Here is an 18,881-nt window from a genome sequence, read left to right as displayed (position 1 = left end):
AAATGGGGGGGACCGTCACGGGCATGGCGTGGCTCCTGGGGTCTTTCGCGTTCATGGCGAGCCTCCCGCTAAGGTTAGGCTCACCTTAGTAAGGCTTACCTAATCACAGCGAGGTCATCGTGCGCTACACAGGACCCAAGGTGCGGCTTTCCCGGAGGGCGGGGCTGCCGCTGACCCGCAAGGCGGTCCGCTACTTCGAACGGCGGCCCTACCCGCCGGGACAGCACGGCCGCACCACCAGCCGCCGCACCGCCGGCGACTACGGCGTCCGCCGGCTGGAGAAGCAGAAGCTCCGCTGGTACTACGACGTCTCGGAGAAGCAGATGCGCAGGTACTGGGACCTGGCCCTGCGCCGTCCCGGCCGTTCGGGCGCCGAACTCGTCATCATCCTGGAGAGCCGCCTGGCGTCCCTGGTGCTCCGCGCCGGCCTGGCGCCGTCCATCTACGCGGCCCGCCAGTACGTCACCCACGGCCACATCACCGTCGACGGCCGCAAGGTCGACATCCCCAGCTACCTGGTCACGCCCGGCCAGACCATCGCCGTACGCCAGAAGTCCCGCGGCATGCAGCCCTTCGTCGCCGCCGCCGAGGGCGTCTACGCCGACGAGGTCACCGCGCCCTACCTGACCGTTGACCTCAGGGAGCTGAGCTTCACCCTGAACGCCAGACCGGAACGCCGGCAGATCCCCCTCCTGGTCGACGAACAACTCGTCGTCGAGCACTACTCCCGCTGAACGCCCGTCTGCGAATGCCCTGGGAGATCCCGGCCGCCGCCCGAGGCGTCCCCGGGCGTGCCCGCCGGTCAGCCGGGCCGTGCGCCCGCGCGGCGCACAGAGAACTCCCAGAAACCCCCGCGGCCCGCGCAGGATCTCCGCAGCGGGACCGCGCAGGCTCGGGGGCATGACACGACACACACCGCGCCCGGGGACGGGCCGATGATCGAGGTACGGGGACTCGGCAAACGCCACGGCGACGTCCCGGCGGTCGACGGGCTGACCTTCGACGTCAGGCCCGGGGTGGTGACCGGGTTCCTCGGTCCCAACGGCGCCGGCAAGTCCACCACGATGCGGGTGATCCTCGGCCTGGACGCGCCGAGCGAGGGCGGCGCACGGGTGCTCGGATCACGGCCCGCCGACCTCCCCGCGCCCATGCGGGCGGTCGGCGCGCTGCTCGACGCCGGCGCCGTCCACCCGCGCCGCACCGCCCGCGACCACCTCAGATGGCTCGCGCTGAGCAACCGGCTGCCCCGGGGCCGCGTCGAGGAGGTGCTCGACCTCGTCGGCCTCACCGCGGCGGCCGGCCGCCGCGCCGGCGGGTTCTCCCTCGGCATGCTCCAGCGGCTCGGCATCGCCGCCGCCATGCTCGGCGACCCCGAGGTGCTGGTGCTCGACGAACCGGTCAACGGGCTCGACCCCGAGGGCATCGTCTGGATCCGCACGATGCTGCGCGACCTCGCCGCCGAAGGGCGCACACTGCTGGTCTCCAGTCACCTGATGGCCGAGATGGCGCTCACCGCCGACCGGCTCGTCGTCATCGCCCGGGGTCGGCTCGTCGCCGACACCACCGTCGACGCCTTCGCCCGCCCCGAAGGCGTCCTCGTGCGCACCCCGGCCGCCCGCGCGTTCGCCCGCGCCCTGGTCGCCTCCGGCGCCTCGGCCGTCCACCACGACCCCGGCCACGGCGGCCGGGGTCTCCAGGACGTCCCGGACGGCGGGGAGCTGGTCGTGAGCGGGATGACCGCCGAGGAGATCGGACGGCTCGCCGCCGCCGAGGGCGTCGTCCTGCACGAGCTGACACCCCGCCGCGCCTCCCTGGAGGACGCGTTCATGGAGCTGACCCGGGACGCCGTCGAGTACGGCGCCGCGAACGGGGCCGTCCGATGAGCGGGACCGGATCCGCGATCACCGGACCCGGAACCGCGACGGCGGAGCCGGGACGTCCGGCGATCGAGACGGGACGCACGCGGGTCGCCCCGCACCGGCGGCCGGGACTGGGCGACGCCATCCGCGCGGAGTGGTCCAAGACCGCCACGATGCGATCCACCTGGATCACCCTCGCCGTCGCCGTCGCGCTCGGCGCCCTCTTCGGTGCGCTGTTCGGCGGCGCGGGCGCCACCGAGTACGCCCGGCTCACCGCGGCCGAGCGCGCCGCGTTCCGGCCGGTGCCGGACTTCCGCGCCTTCATCTTCGTCCACCTGATCATCGGCTATGTGGGGCTGCGGGCGTTCACCGTCGAGTACGCCACCCGCACGATCTCCGTGACCCTCGCCGCGGAGCCGCGCCGGGGCCGGCTCCTCACCGCCAAGGCCGTCGTCTGCGCCGGGGTCACGCTGGTGGTGGGCTGGCTGTCCGGCTGGGCTGCCCTGTTCGCCGGCCGGGCCGTGCTGACCGCCAAGGACGTGCCGGTCAACGCCCTCGGCCAGCCCGGCATGATCCGCGTCCTCGCCGGGACCGGGGTGCTGCTCGCGCTGGTGAGCCTGATCGGGCTCGCGCTCGGCTGCCTGGTCCGCAACACGGCGGGCGCGCTCAGCGTCCTCGGCACGATGGGCGTCCTGATCCCGGCCATGGCCCCGCTGTACCCTGAATGGCCGGCGCGGCTCGTCCTCGGCTACTGGCCGATCACCGCGGGCCTGCGGCTGCTCAGCCTCGACCACGACCCCGCGCTGCCGGGTCCCTGGGCCGGGATCGCCGTGACCTGCGCCTGGGCCGCCGCACTGCTGCTCGCCGCCTACGCGGTCCTGCGCCGCAGAGACGCCTGAGGGCCGACGGGGACCACGGAGGGGAAGACGACGATGGACCAGGACGGGCGGGGGCCCGGCGAGGACGAGCCCGTGGCGCGCGGGGCCGGGGAGCGGCTGCTGGTCGTGGACGACGAGCCGACCGTGCGCGAGCTGCTGGCGGCCACGCTGCGCTTCGCCGGATTCCGCGTCACCTCGGCGGCCACCGGCGCCGAGGCCGTCGCGGCCGCCCGCGCCCGCAGGCCCGACCTGATCCTGCTCGACGTCATGCTTCCCGACCTGGACGGCTTCCAGGTCGTGCGCCGGCTGCGCGAGCTGGATCGCCCTCCGGTCCCCGTGCTGTTCCTCACCGCGCGCGACTCGCCCGCGGACAAGGTCACCGGGCTCACGCTCGGCGGCGACGACTACGTCACCAAGCCCTTCGACCTGGAGGAACTGCTCGCCCGGATCCGCGCCATCCTGCGCCGCACCGGCCGTCCGCACGCGCCCGCGCTCGTCGTCGGCGACCTGGAGATCGACGTCGAGGGCCACCGGGTCGCGCGGGGCGGCGTCCCGGTGCGGCTGTCTCCCACCGAGTTCCGCCTGCTGTCCTACCTGGCCTCCCAGGCGGGGCGCGTGGTCTCCAAGACCCGGATCATCGAGGACGTCTGGCAGTACGACTTCGCCGGGGACACCAGCATCGTCGACACCTACGTCAGCTATCTGCGCCGCAAGCTGGAGGCGTCGGGGCCCCGGCTGATCCACACCGTGCACGGCGTCGGCTACGTCCTGCGCGAGCCCCGATGACCGGGGTGGTCGCGCGGCGGTGGGGCGGGATGTCGCTGCGGGCGCGGCTGCTGCTGATCACCAGCGCGCTGCTGGCCACCGGGCTGCTCCTCAGCGGGTCCATCGTCGTCGGCATCCTGCGCGCCGGCCTCGTGAGCCGGGTCGACACCCAGCTCGGCACGTTCGGGCGGGTGGCGGCCGTACTCCCGCCCGGCCTGCCGGCCCGCGGCGCATCCGGAGGCGAAGCCGGGAACGCGTTCGCCGCCAAGCTCGACCTCATCGACCGCCTGTACGTCGCCTACCTCGCCCCGGACGGCACGCTCGGGGCGCAGGCACGCCTGCCCGGCGGCAGCGGCGGTCCCGTGCTGCCGAAACTGGACGCCGCCGCCGTCGCCCGCACCGAAGGCCGCCCGTTCGACGTCCCCGACAAGGACGGGGCAGGGGCGTGGCGGGTGCTCGCCCTGCCCCGGCCCGCGCGCGGAACGCCGTTCGCCACGCGAACCTCCCCCGGCCAGGGCGGCGGCGTGGTGGTCGCCGCGTCCCTCGACGCGGTCGGCGCCACCGTCGGACGGCTGCGCGCCACCTACCTCGTCACCGGCGCGGCGCTGCTCGGCCTGCTGACGCTGGCCGGGCGCTTCGCGATCGGGGCCGGGCTGCGCCCGCTGCGGCGCATCGAGGAGACCGCCGCGGCCATCGCCTCCGGCGACCTCGGCCGCAGGATGCCCGGCCCCGAGGCCCCGGACACCGAGGTCGGGCGCCTGTCGGCCTCGCTCAACGGCATGCTCGGCCAGATCGAGCGGGCCTTCGCCGCGCGCACCGAGTCCGAGGCGCGGCTGCGGCGGTTCGTCGCCGACGTCGGCCACGAGCTGCGCACGCCTCTCGTCGGCATCAAGGGGTTCTCCGAGCTGTACCGCATGGGCGGGCTGCCGGACGCCGGGCCCGCGATGGCCCGCATCGAGAGCGAGGCCGGGCGGCTGACCCGCCTGGTGGAGGACCTGCTGCTGCTCGCCAGGCTCGACGAGGGCGGCGACGCGCCCGCCCTGGACCTCGCGCCCATGGACCTGCGCACGCTCGCCGCCGACGCCCGGCTGGACCTGCGCGCCCTCGCCCCGGGACGGCAGGTCGCGCTGACCGGCCCGGACGGCGGGCCGCCGGGGTCGGCGCCGGTGCTCGGCGACGAGGCCCGGCTGCGCCAGGTGGTGAGCAACCTGGTCGGCAACGTCGTCGCGCACACCCCGGACGGCACCCCGGTGCGCGTCGGCGTCGGCACCGCGGGCGGCGAGGCCGTGCTGGTGATCGAGGACCGGGGCCCGGGCATGACGCCCGGCCAGGCGGGCAAGGTGTTCGACCGGTTCTACCGGGCCGACCCCTCCCGCAGCAGGACCGGACCCGGCGGCGCCGGGCTCGGCCTCGCCATCGCCCGCTCCCTGGCCGAGGCGCACGGGGGCCGCATCACCCTGCGCACCTCCCCCGGCGAGGGAGCCCGCTTCACCCTGGCGCTCCCCGCCCATCACTGACCCGGCGCGGAATACCTAGGCGTCGTATCGCTCAGTGCGGGGGACCGAAGGGTTCGATCGGCGGGTCGGAGAAGGGGCCGCCGGCGTCGGGGGCGACGCGGTGGCCGGCGGACTCGGTGACGCGCAAGGCGTACAGGCCCTGGTCGGGGTCGAGGGGGACCAGGCCGTAACCGGTGTCGACCTCGTCCTCCGACAGGCCGAGCCGGTGTACGGCCTGCTCCAGCGTCGCCTCCGGTGGAAGCCGCACCGTGATCAGGACCATGGCCTCCACGTTACGCGCCCCGCGGCGCTCCGTCCCGCGCGCCCCGGCGGGCCCTTGTCATACCTTGGCCGTCGCGTCGGCGTGCCGTTCGAGCGCGGACAGCAGGGCCGGCGGGTCGGCGACGCCGTAGCCGTAGTCGTAGTCGAACCCGACGGTGCTGCGGTCGGTGGCGGTGCGGTAGAGCAGCGTGCGGAGCTGGGCGGGGCTGATCGCCGAGGCGGGCCAGCGGGTGCGGACGGCGGCCACCAGCCCGGCCGCCACCGGGCAGGCCGCCGAGGTGCCGGAGTCCGGCGTGCCGGGGCCGAACGCCTTCGACCCGGCGAAGTGGGTGTAGGAGCAGATGTCGGGCTTGCGGTCGGTGAGCCGCCCCGGCCCCTGCGAGGAGTAGCCGACGCGCAGGCCCTTGGTGTCGACCCCGCCGATCGACAGCACCTGCGGGTGGGAGTTGGCGCCGACGATCGGCCGCGCGGGGAACGCGCACCTGCGGTCCTTGCACTCGACGCCGCAGTTGCCGGCCGCGAACAGGATGTCGGCGCCCGCGCGCTCCAGGCTGCCCACGATGATGTTGAACGGGTGGGCGGGGTTGTCGGAGTAGTTGCCGGGCTGGCCGGGCGCCATGTCCCACAGCGGGGAGAACGACCCCCAGCTGTTGCTCACCACCAGGGCGCGCGAGGCGGCGGGCTGGGCGTCGAGCACGGTGCGCAGGTGGGAGAACGCCGCGATCGCGTCGGACAGCAGGCCGTCCATGACCGTGTCGCCCTGCCGCCGCGACAGCAGCACCGGGATGTCGATGAACGACGCCTTGGGCGCGGCGATGAGCGCGTCGAAGGCGCACATGCTGCCGTGGTCGACCCGGTACCGGCCCGGGGTGTCCGAGACGCCGGAGGGGCTCCAGCTCCGGTCGGCGTCGATCGTGAAGCTCCGGCCCATCTGACGGGTGACGTGCGCGGCGTTGATGCCCGTGTCGCAGATGGCGAGCGCCACGCCCGTCCCGTCGTACCCCTCGGCGGTGAGCCGGGGCACCGCGAGCAGCCGCTCGACGTCCCGCCAGGTGCCGACCGGCGGGGTGCCGCCGCAGGTGAGGCTGGTCTCGATCACCGGGTCGGCGTAGACGCCGACGACCGAACCCCCGCGGCCGGGCAGCAGCGCCATGCGCGCCGCGCGGTCGTCGTCGGAGATCTCGCCCCTGACCAGCACGGACGCCTCCTCGGGCGCCATGGAGAAGTCGAGCGGCTGGTTGAGCGAGAGCGGGTCGCCGCCGGGGACGGCGGGGCGGGCGCGGGGGAGCGGCACCGGGGTGTAGTCGTGGTCGAGCGCGACCCCGGGCAGCTCGCCGGTGACGTCCGCGGTCGTCGCGGTGAGATCGGGCGCCGCGACGGCGGCGACGATGTCGGGAGAGGGGCGGAGCTGGATCAGGACCCGCATGAGGTCACCACCTGAGATCGCGAAGAAGCGGACGTCACCACGGTGCTGTATCAATGTCCGGCTCGTCTACCTGCAGAAATGCCGTGCTAATTGGCATTTCACCGCGAGACGCCACGAAACCGCGGGCCGAATTTCTCCGCGGGTTCGTCGTTCCTGTCCGGTCTTCCGTAATCCCTTCCGCCGACGGCGCGGGATGACTACGTTGTGACGCATGATCGCCGAGGTCGACACGCCGTCACGTCCAGAATCCGGAACCGGTGAAGGGCGCCGGCTGCCGGTGCGCCCGAGGCTGGTGGTCGCCAGCGCCTTCATGCTCTTCCTCGAACTGGCGCTGATCCGCTGGACGGGCTCCAACATCGTCCACCTCAGCTATTTCACGAACTTCGTCCTGCTCGGGTCCTTCCTCGGCATCGGGCTCGGGTTCCTGCGCGTCGGCCGCGGCAAGGCCCAGCCGTACTACTCGCCGGTCGTGCTGGCGCTGCTGGTGCTGGTCGTCCTGATCTTCCCGGTCACCGTGGACCGCGAGACCGACGGCGTGCTGTACTTCACCAGCCTGTCCACCAGCGGCCCGCCCGCCTGGGCGATCCTGCCGGTGGTGTTCGCCGCGGCGGCCCTGGTGCTCATGGGCCCCGCCGAGCTCGTCGGCCGGTGCTTCCCCGAGCTGCCCCGGCTCGAGGCCTACCGCTACGACCTGATCGGCAGCCTGACCGGCATCGCCCTCTTCTCGCTGCTGTCGTTCGCGAGCGCCCCGCCCGTCGTCTGGGGCGTCATCGTCGCCGTGGCCTACGGCGTGCTGCTGCAGCCGCGCTCGCTCAGCCGCTACCTCGTGCTGGTCACCCTGCCGTCGCTGGTGGTCGTCGCGGCGCTCGCCTCCGAGAGCCTGACCGCGGGCGCGCTGTGGTCGCCGTACTACAAGGTCACCTACGAGCGATCGGTGTACGGCGGCGTGCCGGTCATGACCATCTCGGTCAACGGCATCCCGCACCAGCAGGCCATCCCGGCCGCCAACCGCCTGGAATGGGAGCGCCAGTACGCCCTGCCGTACGAGAGGGCGGCCACGTCCTCCCTCGACGACGTGCTCATCGTCGGCGCGGGCAGCGGCACCGACGTCGCGATCGCCCTGTCCAAGGGGGCCAAGCACGTCGACGCCGTCGAGATCGACCCCAAGCTGCGCGAGCTCGGCGCCACCTACCACCCCGACCGGCCCTACAGTGACCCGCGCGTCACCACCCACATCACCGACGGCCGCGCCTACCTGGAGCGCACCGGCAAGAAGTACGACCTGATCCTGTTCGCGCTGCCCGACTCGCTCACCCTGGTCTCCGGCGCCAGCTCACTGCGCCTGGAGAGCTACCTGTTCACCGAGCAGGCCATGGCCGCCGCCCGCGACCATCTCAAGCCCGGCGGCGCGTTCGCGATGTACAACTACTACCGCGAGCAGTGGCTGGTGGACCGCCTCGCGCTCACCGCGCAGACCGCCTTCGGCCACAAGCCCTGCGTCGACGAGGTCGGCTCCGGCCGGCAGGCGGTGATCACCGCGGGCGTCACGCAGGCCGCCCAGCGCTGCGCGGCCGAGTGGGCGGGCGCCAAGGCCGACACCCCGCCCCCGGCCGTGGACGACCGGCCGTTCCTGTACCTGCACGGGCGCGACATCCCGTCCATCTACCTGATCGCGCTCGGCCTGATCCTGCTGGTCAGCATCGTGGCCGTCCGGGCCGTGGCCGGGCCGTTCCGCCGCATGCGCCCCTACGCCGACCTGTTCCTGCTGGGCGTGTCGTTCCTGCTGCTGGAGACCAAGAACGTCACCGGGTTCGCGCTGCTGTTCGGCACGACCTGGGTGGTCAACGCGGTGGTGTTCGCGGGCGTGCTCGTGGCGGTGCTCGCCGCGGTCGAGGTCACCCGCCGCTTCCGCATGCCGTCCCTGCCGGTGATGTACGCCATCCTGCTCGGCGGGCTGGTGCTCGCGGCGTTCGTCCCGAACTCGTGGCTGCTCGGCCTGCCCGTGCCGCTCCGCGCGGTGCTCGCCGTCGTGATCGCCTTCCTGCCGATCTTCGCGGCGAACGTCGTGTTCGCCAAGCGGTTCGCCGACACCGCCGACGCCACGGTGTCGTTCGGCGCGAACCTGCTCGGCGCCATCCTCGGCGGCTGCCTGGAGTACCTCAGCCTGATCATCGGCTACGAGGGCCTGCTGGTCGTCGCGGGCCTGCTGTACCTCGGCGCCTTCGCCCTGATGCCGCGCGCCGCACGGGCGCTCTGAGGTCCCGTCGGCCCTCGCCGCCCAGCGGGATCAGAAGCCGCAGGCGTCGGCGAGGGTCTTGGCGGAGCCCTGGTCGTTCGGGGTCGGGGTCTTCAGCGGGGTGGCGGGGGCCGAGGCGCGCGAGCGGGTGGGGCTCGGCGTGGCGTTCTCGGCTCCGGACGGCGAGGTGGCGGGCGTGGCGCCCGGGGTGGCGCCGGACGGCCGGACGCCGGGGGTGGCGCCCGCGGCCAGGGTGGGGCGGCGCGACTGCTCCGACTCCTTGAGCGCCTTGGCGGCCAGGCGGCGGATCTTCACCCAGTCGGCCGCGCCCGGCCAGATCGTCGGCGGCACGAACTGCAGGCTGGTGGTCTTGGCGTCCTTGACCTTCAGCGCCAGCGGCACCAGGTGCTCCAGCAGGTCGCGCGGGATGTCGGTGCGGAACATGTGCCGCGTCGCGCTGGCGATCTTGCCGAAGTTGGCCAGCACGACGCTCGGGGTGGCCTGTTCGAGCAGCGCGCCCATGACGCACCGCTGGCGGGACATGCGGGAGAAGTCATCGCTGTTGACGCGCGAGCGGCCGTACCAGAGCACGTGCTCGCCGTCGAGCAGCTGGTAGCCGGCCTTGATCGTGCCCGCGGTCCCGAAGTGCCCGCCCCACGGGACGTCCTGCTCGACCCGGATCCGCAGGCCGCCGATGGCGTCGATCAGCGCGGCGAAACCGTACATGTCGACGATCGCGTAGTAATCGATCTTGAGTCCGAGCGTGTGGCCGATGGCGTTCTTGAGCTCCTGGGGCCCCTTGCCCTTGCCGAGATGGTCCTCGGCGTACTGCCACACCTCGTTGAGCAGGCCCTGCCCCGAGTCGCCGGTGAACCCGTTCGGGAACCGCGCCGCCAGCGGGTCGCCCTTGGGGAAGTGCACGTACTGCAGGTTGCGCGGCAGGCTGAACATGACCGCGTTGCCGGTGCGGACGTCGACGCTGGCCACGGTCATGCTGTCGGTGCGCACGCCGGTCCTGTTGCCCGCGGCGTCGCCGCCGACGAGCAGGAAGTTGACCCGGCGGCGGCCGTTCCAGGGGTCCTCCTGCTTCACCGGCGCGATCGAGGCGCCCGCGCCGCCGTCGGAGGGGAAGACGGCGTTGGCGGTCTGCCGCACGGTGACGATGCTGCTCGCGGTCAGCGCGAACGGCGCCATCACCGTCACGCACAGCACGCCGACGACGCCGCCGGAGACGACCTGCCCGCTCTGGGGCAGCCGGTCGGGGCGCAGGGCGACGTAGGAGGTGAGGACGAGCGCGAACCAGGCCAGCGCGCCGACGGCGGCGATGACGGTCACCACCACGAGCGTGCTGTCCTTCAGGGCCAGCCCCAGGTTGGCGCGCACGATCAGGGCGAAGGCGAGCGCGGCCACCAGGATCGCGCCGAAGACCCCGAGGAGGACGAAACCGGTCCGGCGGCGTCCGGCGCGCAGGTGCGCGGCGCCGGGGACGAGGGCCGACAGGCCCGTCCATCCGATGACGGCGGCGGTGCTGGGCGCCTTGGCGTAGCGGGGAGCGGCCGCGCGCTTCGACGCGGGGTCGCCCGGGCCGTTCACCGCCTCCTCACCTGTTCGGTCAAGCGGCGTGGTCACAAGCGCTCCCCATGACGTTTCCGGATCAAGCCGTCGATCAGGCGAAACGCCGTGACGGGCCCCCGCGCGTTAACGGATGCCCAGGATTCTAACCCCCATACATGGACATCACAGACGCAAGCGCAATATCGGGGAATCGGCTGGTAACCAGCAGCTTAATGACTGATGTCACCTGACGGGTGATAGTCAGCCCACCGGGAACGGCTGTCAGACGCAAAGCCGTCCCCGGTGGGGTCTGGGGCGCAGGTCAGGATCGGCTCAGGATCCGCTCAGGATGTCGTGGAGGCCGGGGCGAGCCAGGTGTTGCACTGGAACGTCTTCACCCGTTCGTATCCCTGCCGGAACCAGCGGCCGCTGTTCGGCGGAGAGCCGTGGTCGCGCGGGTAGCCCGGCCAGTCCCCGACATTGGAGAAGAAGTAGTACAGCGTGTTGCGGCGCGCCGAGTTGATCGGATAGCTCGCGGCCACCGACCGCATCCACAGGCCGCTCAGGCAGTTCGCCTGCAGCTCGTACCGCCTGCTGAGCCCGAGCTTGCCGCTTGAGGACCGCGAGGCCAGCGTCTTGGACCACCAGGAGTCCTCCAGCCCCGACAGGTGCTGGACGTGGTGACCGTACTCGTGGGCGAACATCGCCGTGAACGCCCCGTGCCAGTTCGACAGCGAGGCGTACCCGCGCTGCCTGCCGGTCCCGTCCGCCATCGCCGAGGTGGAGGCGTAGATCGTCGAGTTGCGCGGGCAGTAGTACGGCACGATGCCGCCCTTGTGCGGGAAGTCGCCGCACGCGCCGCGCCCGCCGCGCGCCGTGATCGCGTAACCCGGCGGTGAGAACGGGATGCCCACCTTGCCGAGCGCGGCGGACCACGTCCGGTTCATGCACGTGCTCGTGGTCAGGATCAGTGCCTTGAGCTGGGCGTCGTTGTAGACGTTGGTCGCGCGGCCCCGGCAGCTCGTGCGCGGCAGCGTCCCGGCCAGGTAGAGCGAGTTGCGGGTCAGCGTCGTGTTGCGCGCCGGCCTGCTCGGCCGCGTGGTCGTGTCCGGCCGGGTGGAGGTGTCCCGGTCCGTGCCGGTGGTCCCGCGCGTCGGCCGCGGCAGGACCTCCGTGGCGGACGGGCGCGCCTCCGGCGTGGCGGAGTCGTACGTCGGGATGGCCACCGGGGAGGTGGTGCTGGTCCGCGTGGCGTTCGCCAGCAGCGCGCCGCCGATCACCAGCAGCACGAACACCGCCGCGATCGCCCCCAGCACGCCGCCGATGACCGCGCCGGCGCTCGACCGGCGCTTGGGCGGCGGACGCCACCCCGGCGCGCCCCAGCCGCCCTGCGGCCCGTGGGGGCCTTGCGGCGCGGGGGCGTGCCCGGGCGGCGGCGCCGGCCGTCCGGCCGGGGAAGGAGGTCGGTACCCGGGTCCTTGGGGCGCCCCGGCCCCCGGCGGCGGATAGGGCTGCCCGTACTGCTGGGGCGGGCTCTGCGGCGGTCCGGCGGGCCCCTGCCCGGGATACGGCGCGTGGCCCGGCGGCGGCGCCTGACCGGGGTACGGGCCTTGACCTGGCGGTGGAGCCTGGCCTGGGTACGGTCCTTGGCCTGGAGGTGGAGCCTGGCCTGGGTACGGCCCCTGACCTGGCGGTGGAGCCTGGCCTGGGTACGGTCCTTGGCCTGGCGGTGGAGCCTGGCCTGGGTACGGCCCCTGACCTGGCGGCGGCGCCTGGCCTGGGTACGGTCCTTGGCCTGGAGGTGGAGCCTGGCCCGGATATGGCGCTTGCCCTGGATGCGGCGTCTGGCCTCGGTACGGTGCCTGGCCCGGCTGGGGTGCGCGCCCGGGGTACGACGGGTTTCCTAAGGCCTGGCCCGGGTGCGTCCCCGGGGAACCCTGGCCGGCGTACGCCTCCGGCGGCGCCTGGCCGGGAGGCGGGAACCGAGACGGGTGCCCGGAGGGCTGGTGCGGGTACCCGGGGGGTGGGCGCAGCGGGTCCCGGCCGGGGTGCGGCGCGCCGTGGCCGGCGTCCTGGGGCGCGGGGGAGTCCCTCGCGCCGGGTGGCCCCGTGTAGGGATGAGGTGCCCCCTGTGGTGGTTTCGGACCCCGACCGTTGCCGCCCCCGTAGGTGGACATTCCGGCTGCCCCCTTCCCGGTCACGCTGGACCGAGACCGTGCTCCCCTGTCACCGATTCCGCAATTCATGCGATTTAGGGCAGAACTCTACTCAATTCTCAGCAGTCACGGATGTAGCCGTATATGGTTACATTCTGAAATCATCCAAGGTGATCTCCGCGATGTTCCGGAATCGCCGGACCTGTCTGCCCTAGCTTCGATTCCATGAATCTGCAGCAGCTCCGTTATGTGGTCGCCACTGCGGAGCACCGCACCATGACCGACGCGGCCAGGTCCTTGTACATCGCCCAGCCCGCCCTTTCGCGGGCCATTCGCGACCTGGAACGCGAACTGGGGATGACCCTATTCGCCAGGTCCGGCCGTGGAGTGGTGGTGACCGCGCAAGGCCGCCGCGTGGTGAAACTCGCCAAGGAAGCGCTCGAGGCCGTATCCGAAATCGAGGCGCTCGCCACGACCACGCACACGGGAGGCGGCGAGCTGCGCATCGCCTCGCCCCCGACCCTGGAGTCCGGCCTGGCGGGACGCCTGCTGCCCGCCTACGTCGCCGAGCACCCGGGCGTGCGCGTGCAGATCGTCAGGTCCGACGGCAGGGACGGCGTCGTGCACGCCATCCGCGAGCAGCGCGCCGATCTCGGGCTGACCGACCTGCCGGTGCCCGCCGACCTGGTGAGCCATCCGCTGGAACGCCAGGAGATCGTGCTCATCTCCCCGCCCGGGCTCGAACTGCCCGACACGGTGCCGATGATCCGCCTGAACGGCATGCGCCTGATCCTGCCCCCGATGGGCAGCGCGCGGCGCAGGGAGTTCGACCAGCTCTTCGCGACCTACGGCGTGCGGCCCATCGTCGCGGCCGAGACCGACGAGCGCGGCGGCTGGCACACGGTGGTCCGCACCGCCTCGGCGTCCCTGCTCTGGTACCGGGGGACGGCCGACCAGGCGGTGCGCGCCGGGCTGGTGGTGCGCTCCCTGGACCCTCCGCTGCGGCGGGTCATCGCGCTCGTGCACGCGCGCAGGCGGCTCACCGTCGTGGCCCAGGATTTCCTGACCCTGGCGGAGACCGGGCGTGCGATGTAGTCGATTTTGGAGCGTTCCCGGCGAATCGGAACGCCTGCCGGTGACGCCGATCTTCCCCACGGCGCTCCCCGGCGCCGCCCGCGGCGCAGCGGGCGTACGCTGGCGGCGATGCATACTTTGCGCCTGCGCGACCGCGAGTTCCCGCCGGGCGACTTCGCCGTCATGGCCGTCGTCAACCGCACCCCCGACTCCTTCTACGACCAGGGCAGGACGTACGGCTTCGAGGCCGCGCTCGCCGCGGTGGACTCCGCCGTCCGCGCCGGAGCGGACATCGTCGACATCGGCGGGGTCAAGGCGGGCCCCGGAGACACGGTCGACGCCGAGGAGGAGATCCGCAGGGTCGCCGGCCTGGTGGCCGCCGTGCGCGCCGCCCACCCGTCGCTGGTCATCAGCGTGGACACCTACCGTGCCGAGGTCGCCGACGTCGTGGCCCGGGCGGGGGCGGACCTTCTGAACGACACCTGGGGCGGACCCGACCCCGCGCTGGCCGAGGTGGCCGCCGAGCACGGCATCGGGCTGGTCTGCGCCCACGCGGGCGGTGTGACCCCGAGGACGCGGCCGCATCGCATCGCCTACGCCGACGTGGTCGCCGACGTGATCGCGCACACCGAGGCCCTGGCCGAACGCGCCGTGCGCGCCGGGGTGCGCCCGGAGGCGATCCTCATCGACCCCGCGCACGACTTCGGCAAGAACACGCGGCACTCCCTGGAGGTCGGCCGCAGGCTGGACGAGATGGTCGCCACGGGCTGGCCCGTGCTGGTCGCCGTCTCCAACAAGGACTTCGTCGGCGAGACCCTCGGCGGCCTTCCCGTGGAGGAGCGGCACGCCGGAACCCTGGCCACGCTCGCCGTCTCCGCCTGGCAGGGCGCACGGGTCTTCCGCGTACACGACCCCGCCGCCGCCGCGACCGCGCTCGCCGCCGTCCGCCGCCTGCGCGCGGAGGCCCCACCGGCCTGAGACGCCGCGGGCCGCTCAGCCACAGAGCACCGTGCGCCGCTCAGCCGTGCAGCACCGTGCGCCGCTCAGCCGTAGAGCACCGACAGGAACCTGATCAGGATCGCCTCGCGGTTCGCCGCGGGCAGCGCGTCGAGCACCGTGTTGACCACGGCCATGTCCGGCCCGCCCGGCCCGGCCAGGTCCACGCCCACCGAGGCGGCGAGCTCGGCGAAGGCGGCGTCGTCCAGCGCGTCCAGGTCCAGCGTGGCCAGGATCTCGGCGAGTCCGTCCGGCAGCCGCGCCGGGCCCCGCCGCCGCGCGGCCTCCGCCGACGCGCCGATCACCTCCAGCAGCGCGTCCACCCCCGCGAGCGTGACCCCGGTGACGGTGATGTGCAGGTTGGCCGGGATGCCCGCGTAGGAGAGCTGCGGCTGCAGGAACCAGCCGCGCCGGCGCGCCTCGTCGGCGAGCACGAACACGTCCACGCCGTCCCCGCCATCGTTCTCGCCGGTGAACGCCACCAGCGAGGCGTCCGGCGCGCCCAGCACCCGCAGGCCGGGGATCGCGCCGATGCCCTCGACGAGCCGGCGCGCCGCGGCCAGCGCGTCCCGCGCCAGCGCCAGGTACCCCTCGCGGCCGAGCGCGTTGAGCGTGGCCCAGGCCCCGGCCAGCGGCCCGGCCGACTTCGAGCTCTGCACGCCCGTGTTGATCACCGTGTAGCCGGGCCAGGCGGCCGAGGCGAAGTACGCGGCGCGGCGCAGCGCCGGGTCGGCGAACAGCACCACCGAGGCGCCCTTGGGGGCGTACCCGAACTTGTGCAGGTCGCACGACAGGGACGTCACCCCGGGCACCGACAGGTCGAAGGGCGGCACCTCGGCCCCGGCCTCGGCCAGCCACGGCAGCAGCCAGCCGCCCACGCACGCGTCGACGTGGCACGGCACCCCGCGCTCGGCGGCCAGGGCGGCGATCTCCGGCACCGGGTCGACGACCCCTTGCGGGTAGGAGGGCGCGGAGGCGACCACGAGGACGGTGTCGGCGTCGATCGCGGCGGCGACGGCGGCGGGGTCGGCGCGGAAGGTCACGGGGTCCACGTCCACGGGCACGACCCGCGCGCCCAGGTAGTGCGCGGCCTTGTGGAACGCCGGGTGGGCGGTCACCGGGGCCACGACGCCCGGCCGTCCCGCGACCGGGCGGGTGTCCCTGGCCGCCTTCACCGCCAGCATGATCGACTCGGTGCCGCCGCTGGTGAAGATGCCCGGGGTGTGCGGCCCGCCGCCGAGCGTCCCGGCCACCCACCCGACCACCTGCCGCTCCAGGGCGACGATGCTCGGGAACGCGGTCGGGTCGAGGGTGTTGACCTCCAGCATCTCCAGGTAGGCCCGCGCCGCCACGTCGTGCACCTCGGGCCGGCCGGTGTCGTACACGTAGGCGGTCACCGTGCCGCCCCGCACCGCCAGATCGTCCCCTCTGAGCCGCGCGAGCTCGGTGAGGATGTCCTGCGCGGAACGGCCGTTCTCGGGAAGCAACGCGATTCCCCCTCAACTGGTCGGCGCGGGATGCCCTGCCGGACGGCACGGGCCCGCCGCACGATCGGCGAGGGACATTACCACGCCGGTCCCGGCAAACCGGGCACACGTGGGGGCCTCGGTGTCCCCGCACGGCCCCCGGCCGCGTCGACGCGCGGTCCTCGCCCCGCGCGGGCGTTCCGCGGAGAGAGCGCAGGGTCACTCCGGGAGGGGCCGAGTGACAGGCGGACGAGCCGGCCGGGGGTGCCGGGGTGGACGGTGGAGGCGCGTCACTCCGGGGAGGGGCTGAGCGGCAGGCGGACGACCGCGCGCAGGCCGGGGGCGGCGTCCTCCAGGTGGACGGCGCCGCCGTGGGCGCGGACGGTCTCGCGGACGATGGCGAGGCCGAGGCCCGCCCCGCCGTCGTCGCGGCTGCGCGCCCCGTCGAGACGGGTGAACCTGTTGAACACCCGCTCCCTGTCCTGCTCCGGGATCCCCGGACCGTCGTCGGTCACCGTGATCACCGCGTCCTCCGGCGACGCCCGCAGATCCAGGCTCACCCGCGCGCTCGCGTGCCGCACGGCGTTGTCGAGCAGGTTGACCAGCACCCGCCCGAGGTCGAGGGCGTCGCCGCGCACGACCGCGCGCTCGGCGCGCTCCACCGTCACCACCGCCTCGTCGTACCGCCCGGCCATGGCGCGGGCCAGGTCGGCGAGCTCCACCGGCTCCCACCGCGCCGGGCGGCGCCGCTCGTCCAGCCGGGCCAGGGTGAGCAGGCCCTCGGCGAGCCTGCTGAGCCGCAGGGTGTCCTCCAGCACGCCCTCGGCGGTCTCGGGCCAGTCCTGCCCGTCGGGGTGGCCGAGCGCCACCTCCAGTTGCAGGCGGATGCTGGCCAGCGGGCTGCGCAGCTCGTGCGCGGCGTCCGACACCAGCGCGCGCTGGGACGCCTCGGTGGCCTCCAGCCGGGCCAGCATGTCGTTCAGCGTCGTGGCGAGCTCGTGCACCTCGTCCCGGGCCTCGGGCACCGGAAGGCGCCGCGCCCGCGCCGTCCCGCTGATCTCGGCGGCGCCCCGGCGCAGCGCCGCGATCGGCCGCAGCGTCCTGCCGACGATCAGCCAGGTCGCCGCGCCGAGCAGCACGAGCAGCACCGGCGTGGCCAGGGCCAGCATGTGGACGGTCGTGGTGAGGCTGTCGGCGACGTCCTTGAACGGCCGGGCGGCGATCACCGTACGGCCGTCGTCGGCGCGCAGCACCACCACCAGCAGCGGGCCCGGGATGCCGAACGGGCCGCCGTCGACCATCCGCCCCCGGTCGCCGGACGGCACGCGCGGGTCGGCCAGCGGCACCAGCCGGTCGGCGCCCGCCGTGACGTGGGTGATGCGCCTCCGGGCGTCCACGACCTGGACGATCGTGCCGTCGGTGACGGCGATCGGGTCCGGCAGGCGCTCGTCGTCGGCGAGCGCGACCACCTCCCTGGCCCGCTGGTAGGCGATCGCCTCGGTGGAGGCCGTCAGCGCCCGGCCCAGCACGCCGACCAGCAGGTACGCCGCCACGGCCAGCGCCACCGCGAGGGCGGCGGAGGCGGTCGCGGTGAGCCGGAACCGCAGGCTCTGGCGTCGCCACCAGGCCAGCGGCGACCGCCGCACGGGACCGGCCGCCCCGGCGGGCACGGCCTCTGCGGTCTCGCGCCCCGCCCCCGCACCGCCGCGCGTCTCGGCGGGCGTCCTGTCGCGCGTTCCCGTGGGCGTCTTGTCGGGTGTTCCGCGGGGCGTCCTGTCGGGCGTTCCGGCGGGTGCGGTGTCAGCCGCCATCGCCCACCAGCCGGTAGCCCGCGCCCCGCACGGTCTGCAACGCGTTGCGCCCGAACGGGGCGTCGATCTTCCTGCGCAGGTAGCCGACGTACACCTCGACCACGTTGGGGTCGGTGTCGTAGGTGTCCCAGACGTGCTCCAGGATCTCCGACTTGGCCACCACCTCGCCGGGCCTGCGCATGAGGAACTCCAGCAGCCCGAACTCGCGCGGGGTGAGCTCGATCGGCGCGCCGCCGCGCGTCACCGTCCGCCCGGCCGGGTCCAGGGCCAGGTCCCCGGCCCGCAGCACGGCGGGACGGCGGCGGGCGCCGCGCCGCATGAGCGCCCGCAGCCGCGCGACCAGCACCACGTAGGAGAACGGCTTGGTCAGGTAGTCGTCGGCGCCGAGGTCGAGGCCGTCGGCCATGTCGTACTCGCCGTCCTTGGCCGACAGCATCAGGATCGGCACCCAGTTCTCCTCGGCCCGCAGCCGCTTGCACACGTTGTAGCCCGACAGCCGGGGCAGCATGATGTCCAGCACGACGACGTCGTAGTCGCCGGCCCGCGCCAGGTGCAGCCCCTCCTCGCCGTCGTGCGCCAGGTCCACGGCGAACCCCTCGGCGACCAGCCCGCGCCTGAGCGCCGCGGCCATCCGCCTCTCGTCCTCGACGACGAGCACGCGCATCCGGTACCTCCTGATGTGTCCCTCCAATCTTGGCGCGTCCGCCCTGAGACGCGGCTGAGAATCCCGGCGCGGCCCCTCCCGCCCGCCACCAGCGCGAAGGCCGGCGCGCGGCGGCCGGGCTGAGAGCCTTCTCAGCCCGTCTCAGCGTCGGCTCAGGGCATTCGGCGCAGTCTGCGTGGTGACGGATCATCCGGCATACCGTTGAGGAGTGACATGCA

Annotated in this window: 15 protein-coding genes; 8 read left to right on the top strand and 7 right to left on the bottom strand. The window is 73.8% G+C overall.

Features of this window, described 5'->3' with window-relative positions:
• The first annotated feature begins 119 nt into the window (after positions 1 to 119).
• The 5 genes from rpsD (at position 120) to BJ982_RS29020 (ending at position 5,019) form a co-directional block, all read left to right on the top strand.
• Positions 120 to 734, top strand: a complete 615-nt coding sequence (gene rpsD / locus BJ982_RS29040; protein WP_184885263.1) for a 30S ribosomal protein S4 — start codon at positions 120 to 122, stop codon at positions 732 to 734.
• A gap of 201 nt (positions 735 to 935) precedes the next feature.
• Positions 936 to 1,883 (top strand): ATP-binding cassette domain-containing protein, encoded by a 948-nt coding sequence (locus tag BJ982_RS29035; protein ID WP_184885261.1) that lies wholly within the window; start codon positions 936 to 938, stop codon positions 1,881 to 1,883.
• Positions 1,880 to 2,758 (top strand): ABC transporter permease, encoded by an 879-nt coding sequence (locus tag BJ982_RS29030; RefSeq protein WP_184885259.1) that lies wholly within the window; start codon positions 1,880 to 1,882, stop codon positions 2,756 to 2,758. Before BJ982_RS29035 ends, BJ982_RS29030 begins: the two co-directional genes overlap by 4 nt.
• Positions 2,759 to 2,791: 33 nt before the next feature.
• On the top strand, positions 2,792 to 3,523 hold the full coding sequence (locus tag BJ982_RS29025) for a response regulator transcription factor (RefSeq protein WP_184885257.1): 732 nt from the start codon (positions 2,792 to 2,794) through the stop codon (positions 3,521 to 3,523).
• The gene (locus BJ982_RS29020) at positions 3,520 to 5,019 is read left to right on the top strand and encodes a sensor histidine kinase (RefSeq protein ID WP_203959074.1); all 1,500 of its coding nucleotides are present in this window, start codon (positions 3,520 to 3,522) and stop codon (positions 5,017 to 5,019) included. The genes BJ982_RS29025 and BJ982_RS29020 overlap by 4 nt, the downstream gene beginning before the upstream one ends.
• A 31-nt stretch (positions 5,020 to 5,050) precedes the next feature.
• On the opposite strand, the gene BJ982_RS29015 is transcribed toward BJ982_RS29020, so the two are convergent.
• Both BJ982_RS29015 and BJ982_RS29010 read right to left on the bottom strand, forming a co-directional pair.
• Positions 5,051 to 5,281 carry a hypothetical protein gene (locus tag BJ982_RS29015; RefSeq protein WP_184885255.1) on the bottom strand — a complete coding sequence of 77 codons (231 nt, stop codon included), beginning with the start codon at positions 5,279 to 5,281 and terminating at the stop codon, positions 5,051 to 5,053.
• A 57-nt stretch (positions 5,282 to 5,338) separates the two neighbouring features.
• A complete protein-coding gene (locus BJ982_RS29010; RefSeq protein ID WP_184885253.1) occupies positions 5,339 to 6,706 on the bottom strand; it encodes a S8 family serine peptidase in 1,368 nt (455 codons plus the stop codon).
• Between the two features lie 211 nt (positions 6,707 to 6,917).
• On the opposite strand from BJ982_RS29010, the gene BJ982_RS29005 reads away from it, so the two are divergent.
• Complete coding sequence (locus tag BJ982_RS29005) at positions 6,918 to 8,963, top strand: spermine/spermidine synthase domain-containing protein (protein ID WP_184885251.1); 2,046 nt, start codon at positions 6,918 to 6,920, stop codon at positions 8,961 to 8,963.
• Between the two features lie 30 nt (positions 8,964 to 8,993).
• Here the strand turns inward: BJ982_RS29005 and BJ982_RS40675 are convergent, their stop codons facing one another.
• Both BJ982_RS40675 and BJ982_RS39835 read right to left on the bottom strand, forming a co-directional pair.
• Positions 8,994 to 10,571, bottom strand: a complete 1,578-nt coding sequence (locus BJ982_RS40675; RefSeq protein WP_184885249.1) for an LCP family protein — start codon at positions 10,569 to 10,571, stop codon at positions 8,994 to 8,996.
• Between the two features lie 269 nt (positions 10,572 to 10,840).
• Positions 10,841 to 11,812, bottom strand: coding sequence for a neutral zinc metallopeptidase (locus BJ982_RS39835; protein WP_311772287.1), 972 nt, complete (start codon positions 11,810 to 11,812; stop codon positions 10,841 to 10,843).
• A gap of 1,065 nt (positions 11,813 to 12,877) precedes the next feature.
• Here BJ982_RS39835 and BJ982_RS28990 point away from each other — a divergent pair.
• Both BJ982_RS28990 and folP read left to right on the top strand, forming a co-directional pair.
• Positions 12,878 to 13,747 (top strand): LysR family transcriptional regulator, encoded by an 870-nt coding sequence (locus BJ982_RS28990; protein WP_184885247.1) that lies wholly within the window; start codon positions 12,878 to 12,880, stop codon positions 13,745 to 13,747.
• 108 nt (positions 13,748 to 13,855) lie between these two features.
• On the top strand, positions 13,856 to 14,704 hold the full coding sequence (folP, locus tag BJ982_RS28985; protein ID WP_184885245.1) for a dihydropteroate synthase: 849 nt from the start codon (positions 13,856 to 13,858) through the stop codon (positions 14,702 to 14,704).
• A gap of 65 nt (positions 14,705 to 14,769) precedes the next feature.
• Here folP and BJ982_RS28980 read toward each other — a convergent pair whose 3' ends face one another.
• From BJ982_RS28980 to BJ982_RS28970, 3 genes are all read right to left on the bottom strand, one after another.
• A complete protein-coding gene (locus tag BJ982_RS28980; protein WP_184885243.1) occupies positions 14,770 to 16,209 on the bottom strand; it encodes a pyridoxal phosphate-dependent decarboxylase family protein in 1,440 nt (479 codons plus the stop codon).
• A 269-nt stretch (positions 16,210 to 16,478) separates the two neighbouring features.
• Entirely contained in the window at positions 16,479 to 17,999 is a 1,521-nt protein-coding gene (locus tag BJ982_RS28975; protein ID WP_184885241.1) for a sensor histidine kinase, read from the bottom strand.
• Complete coding sequence (locus BJ982_RS28970; protein WP_184885239.1) at positions 17,989 to 18,663, bottom strand: response regulator transcription factor; 675 nt, start codon at positions 18,661 to 18,663, stop codon at positions 17,989 to 17,991. The genes BJ982_RS28975 and BJ982_RS28970 overlap by 11 nt, the downstream gene beginning before the upstream one ends.
• Positions 18,664 to 18,881: the final 218 nt, after the last annotated feature.

Origin of the sequence: Sphaerisporangium siamense (assembly GCF_014205275.1) — a bacterium.
Classification (GTDB): domain Bacteria; phylum Actinomycetota; class Actinomycetes; order Streptosporangiales; family Streptosporangiaceae; genus Sphaerisporangium; species Sphaerisporangium siamense.
Note: the sequence above shows the minus strand (reverse complement) of the source record. Positions and strands in the feature narration are given on the sequence as shown.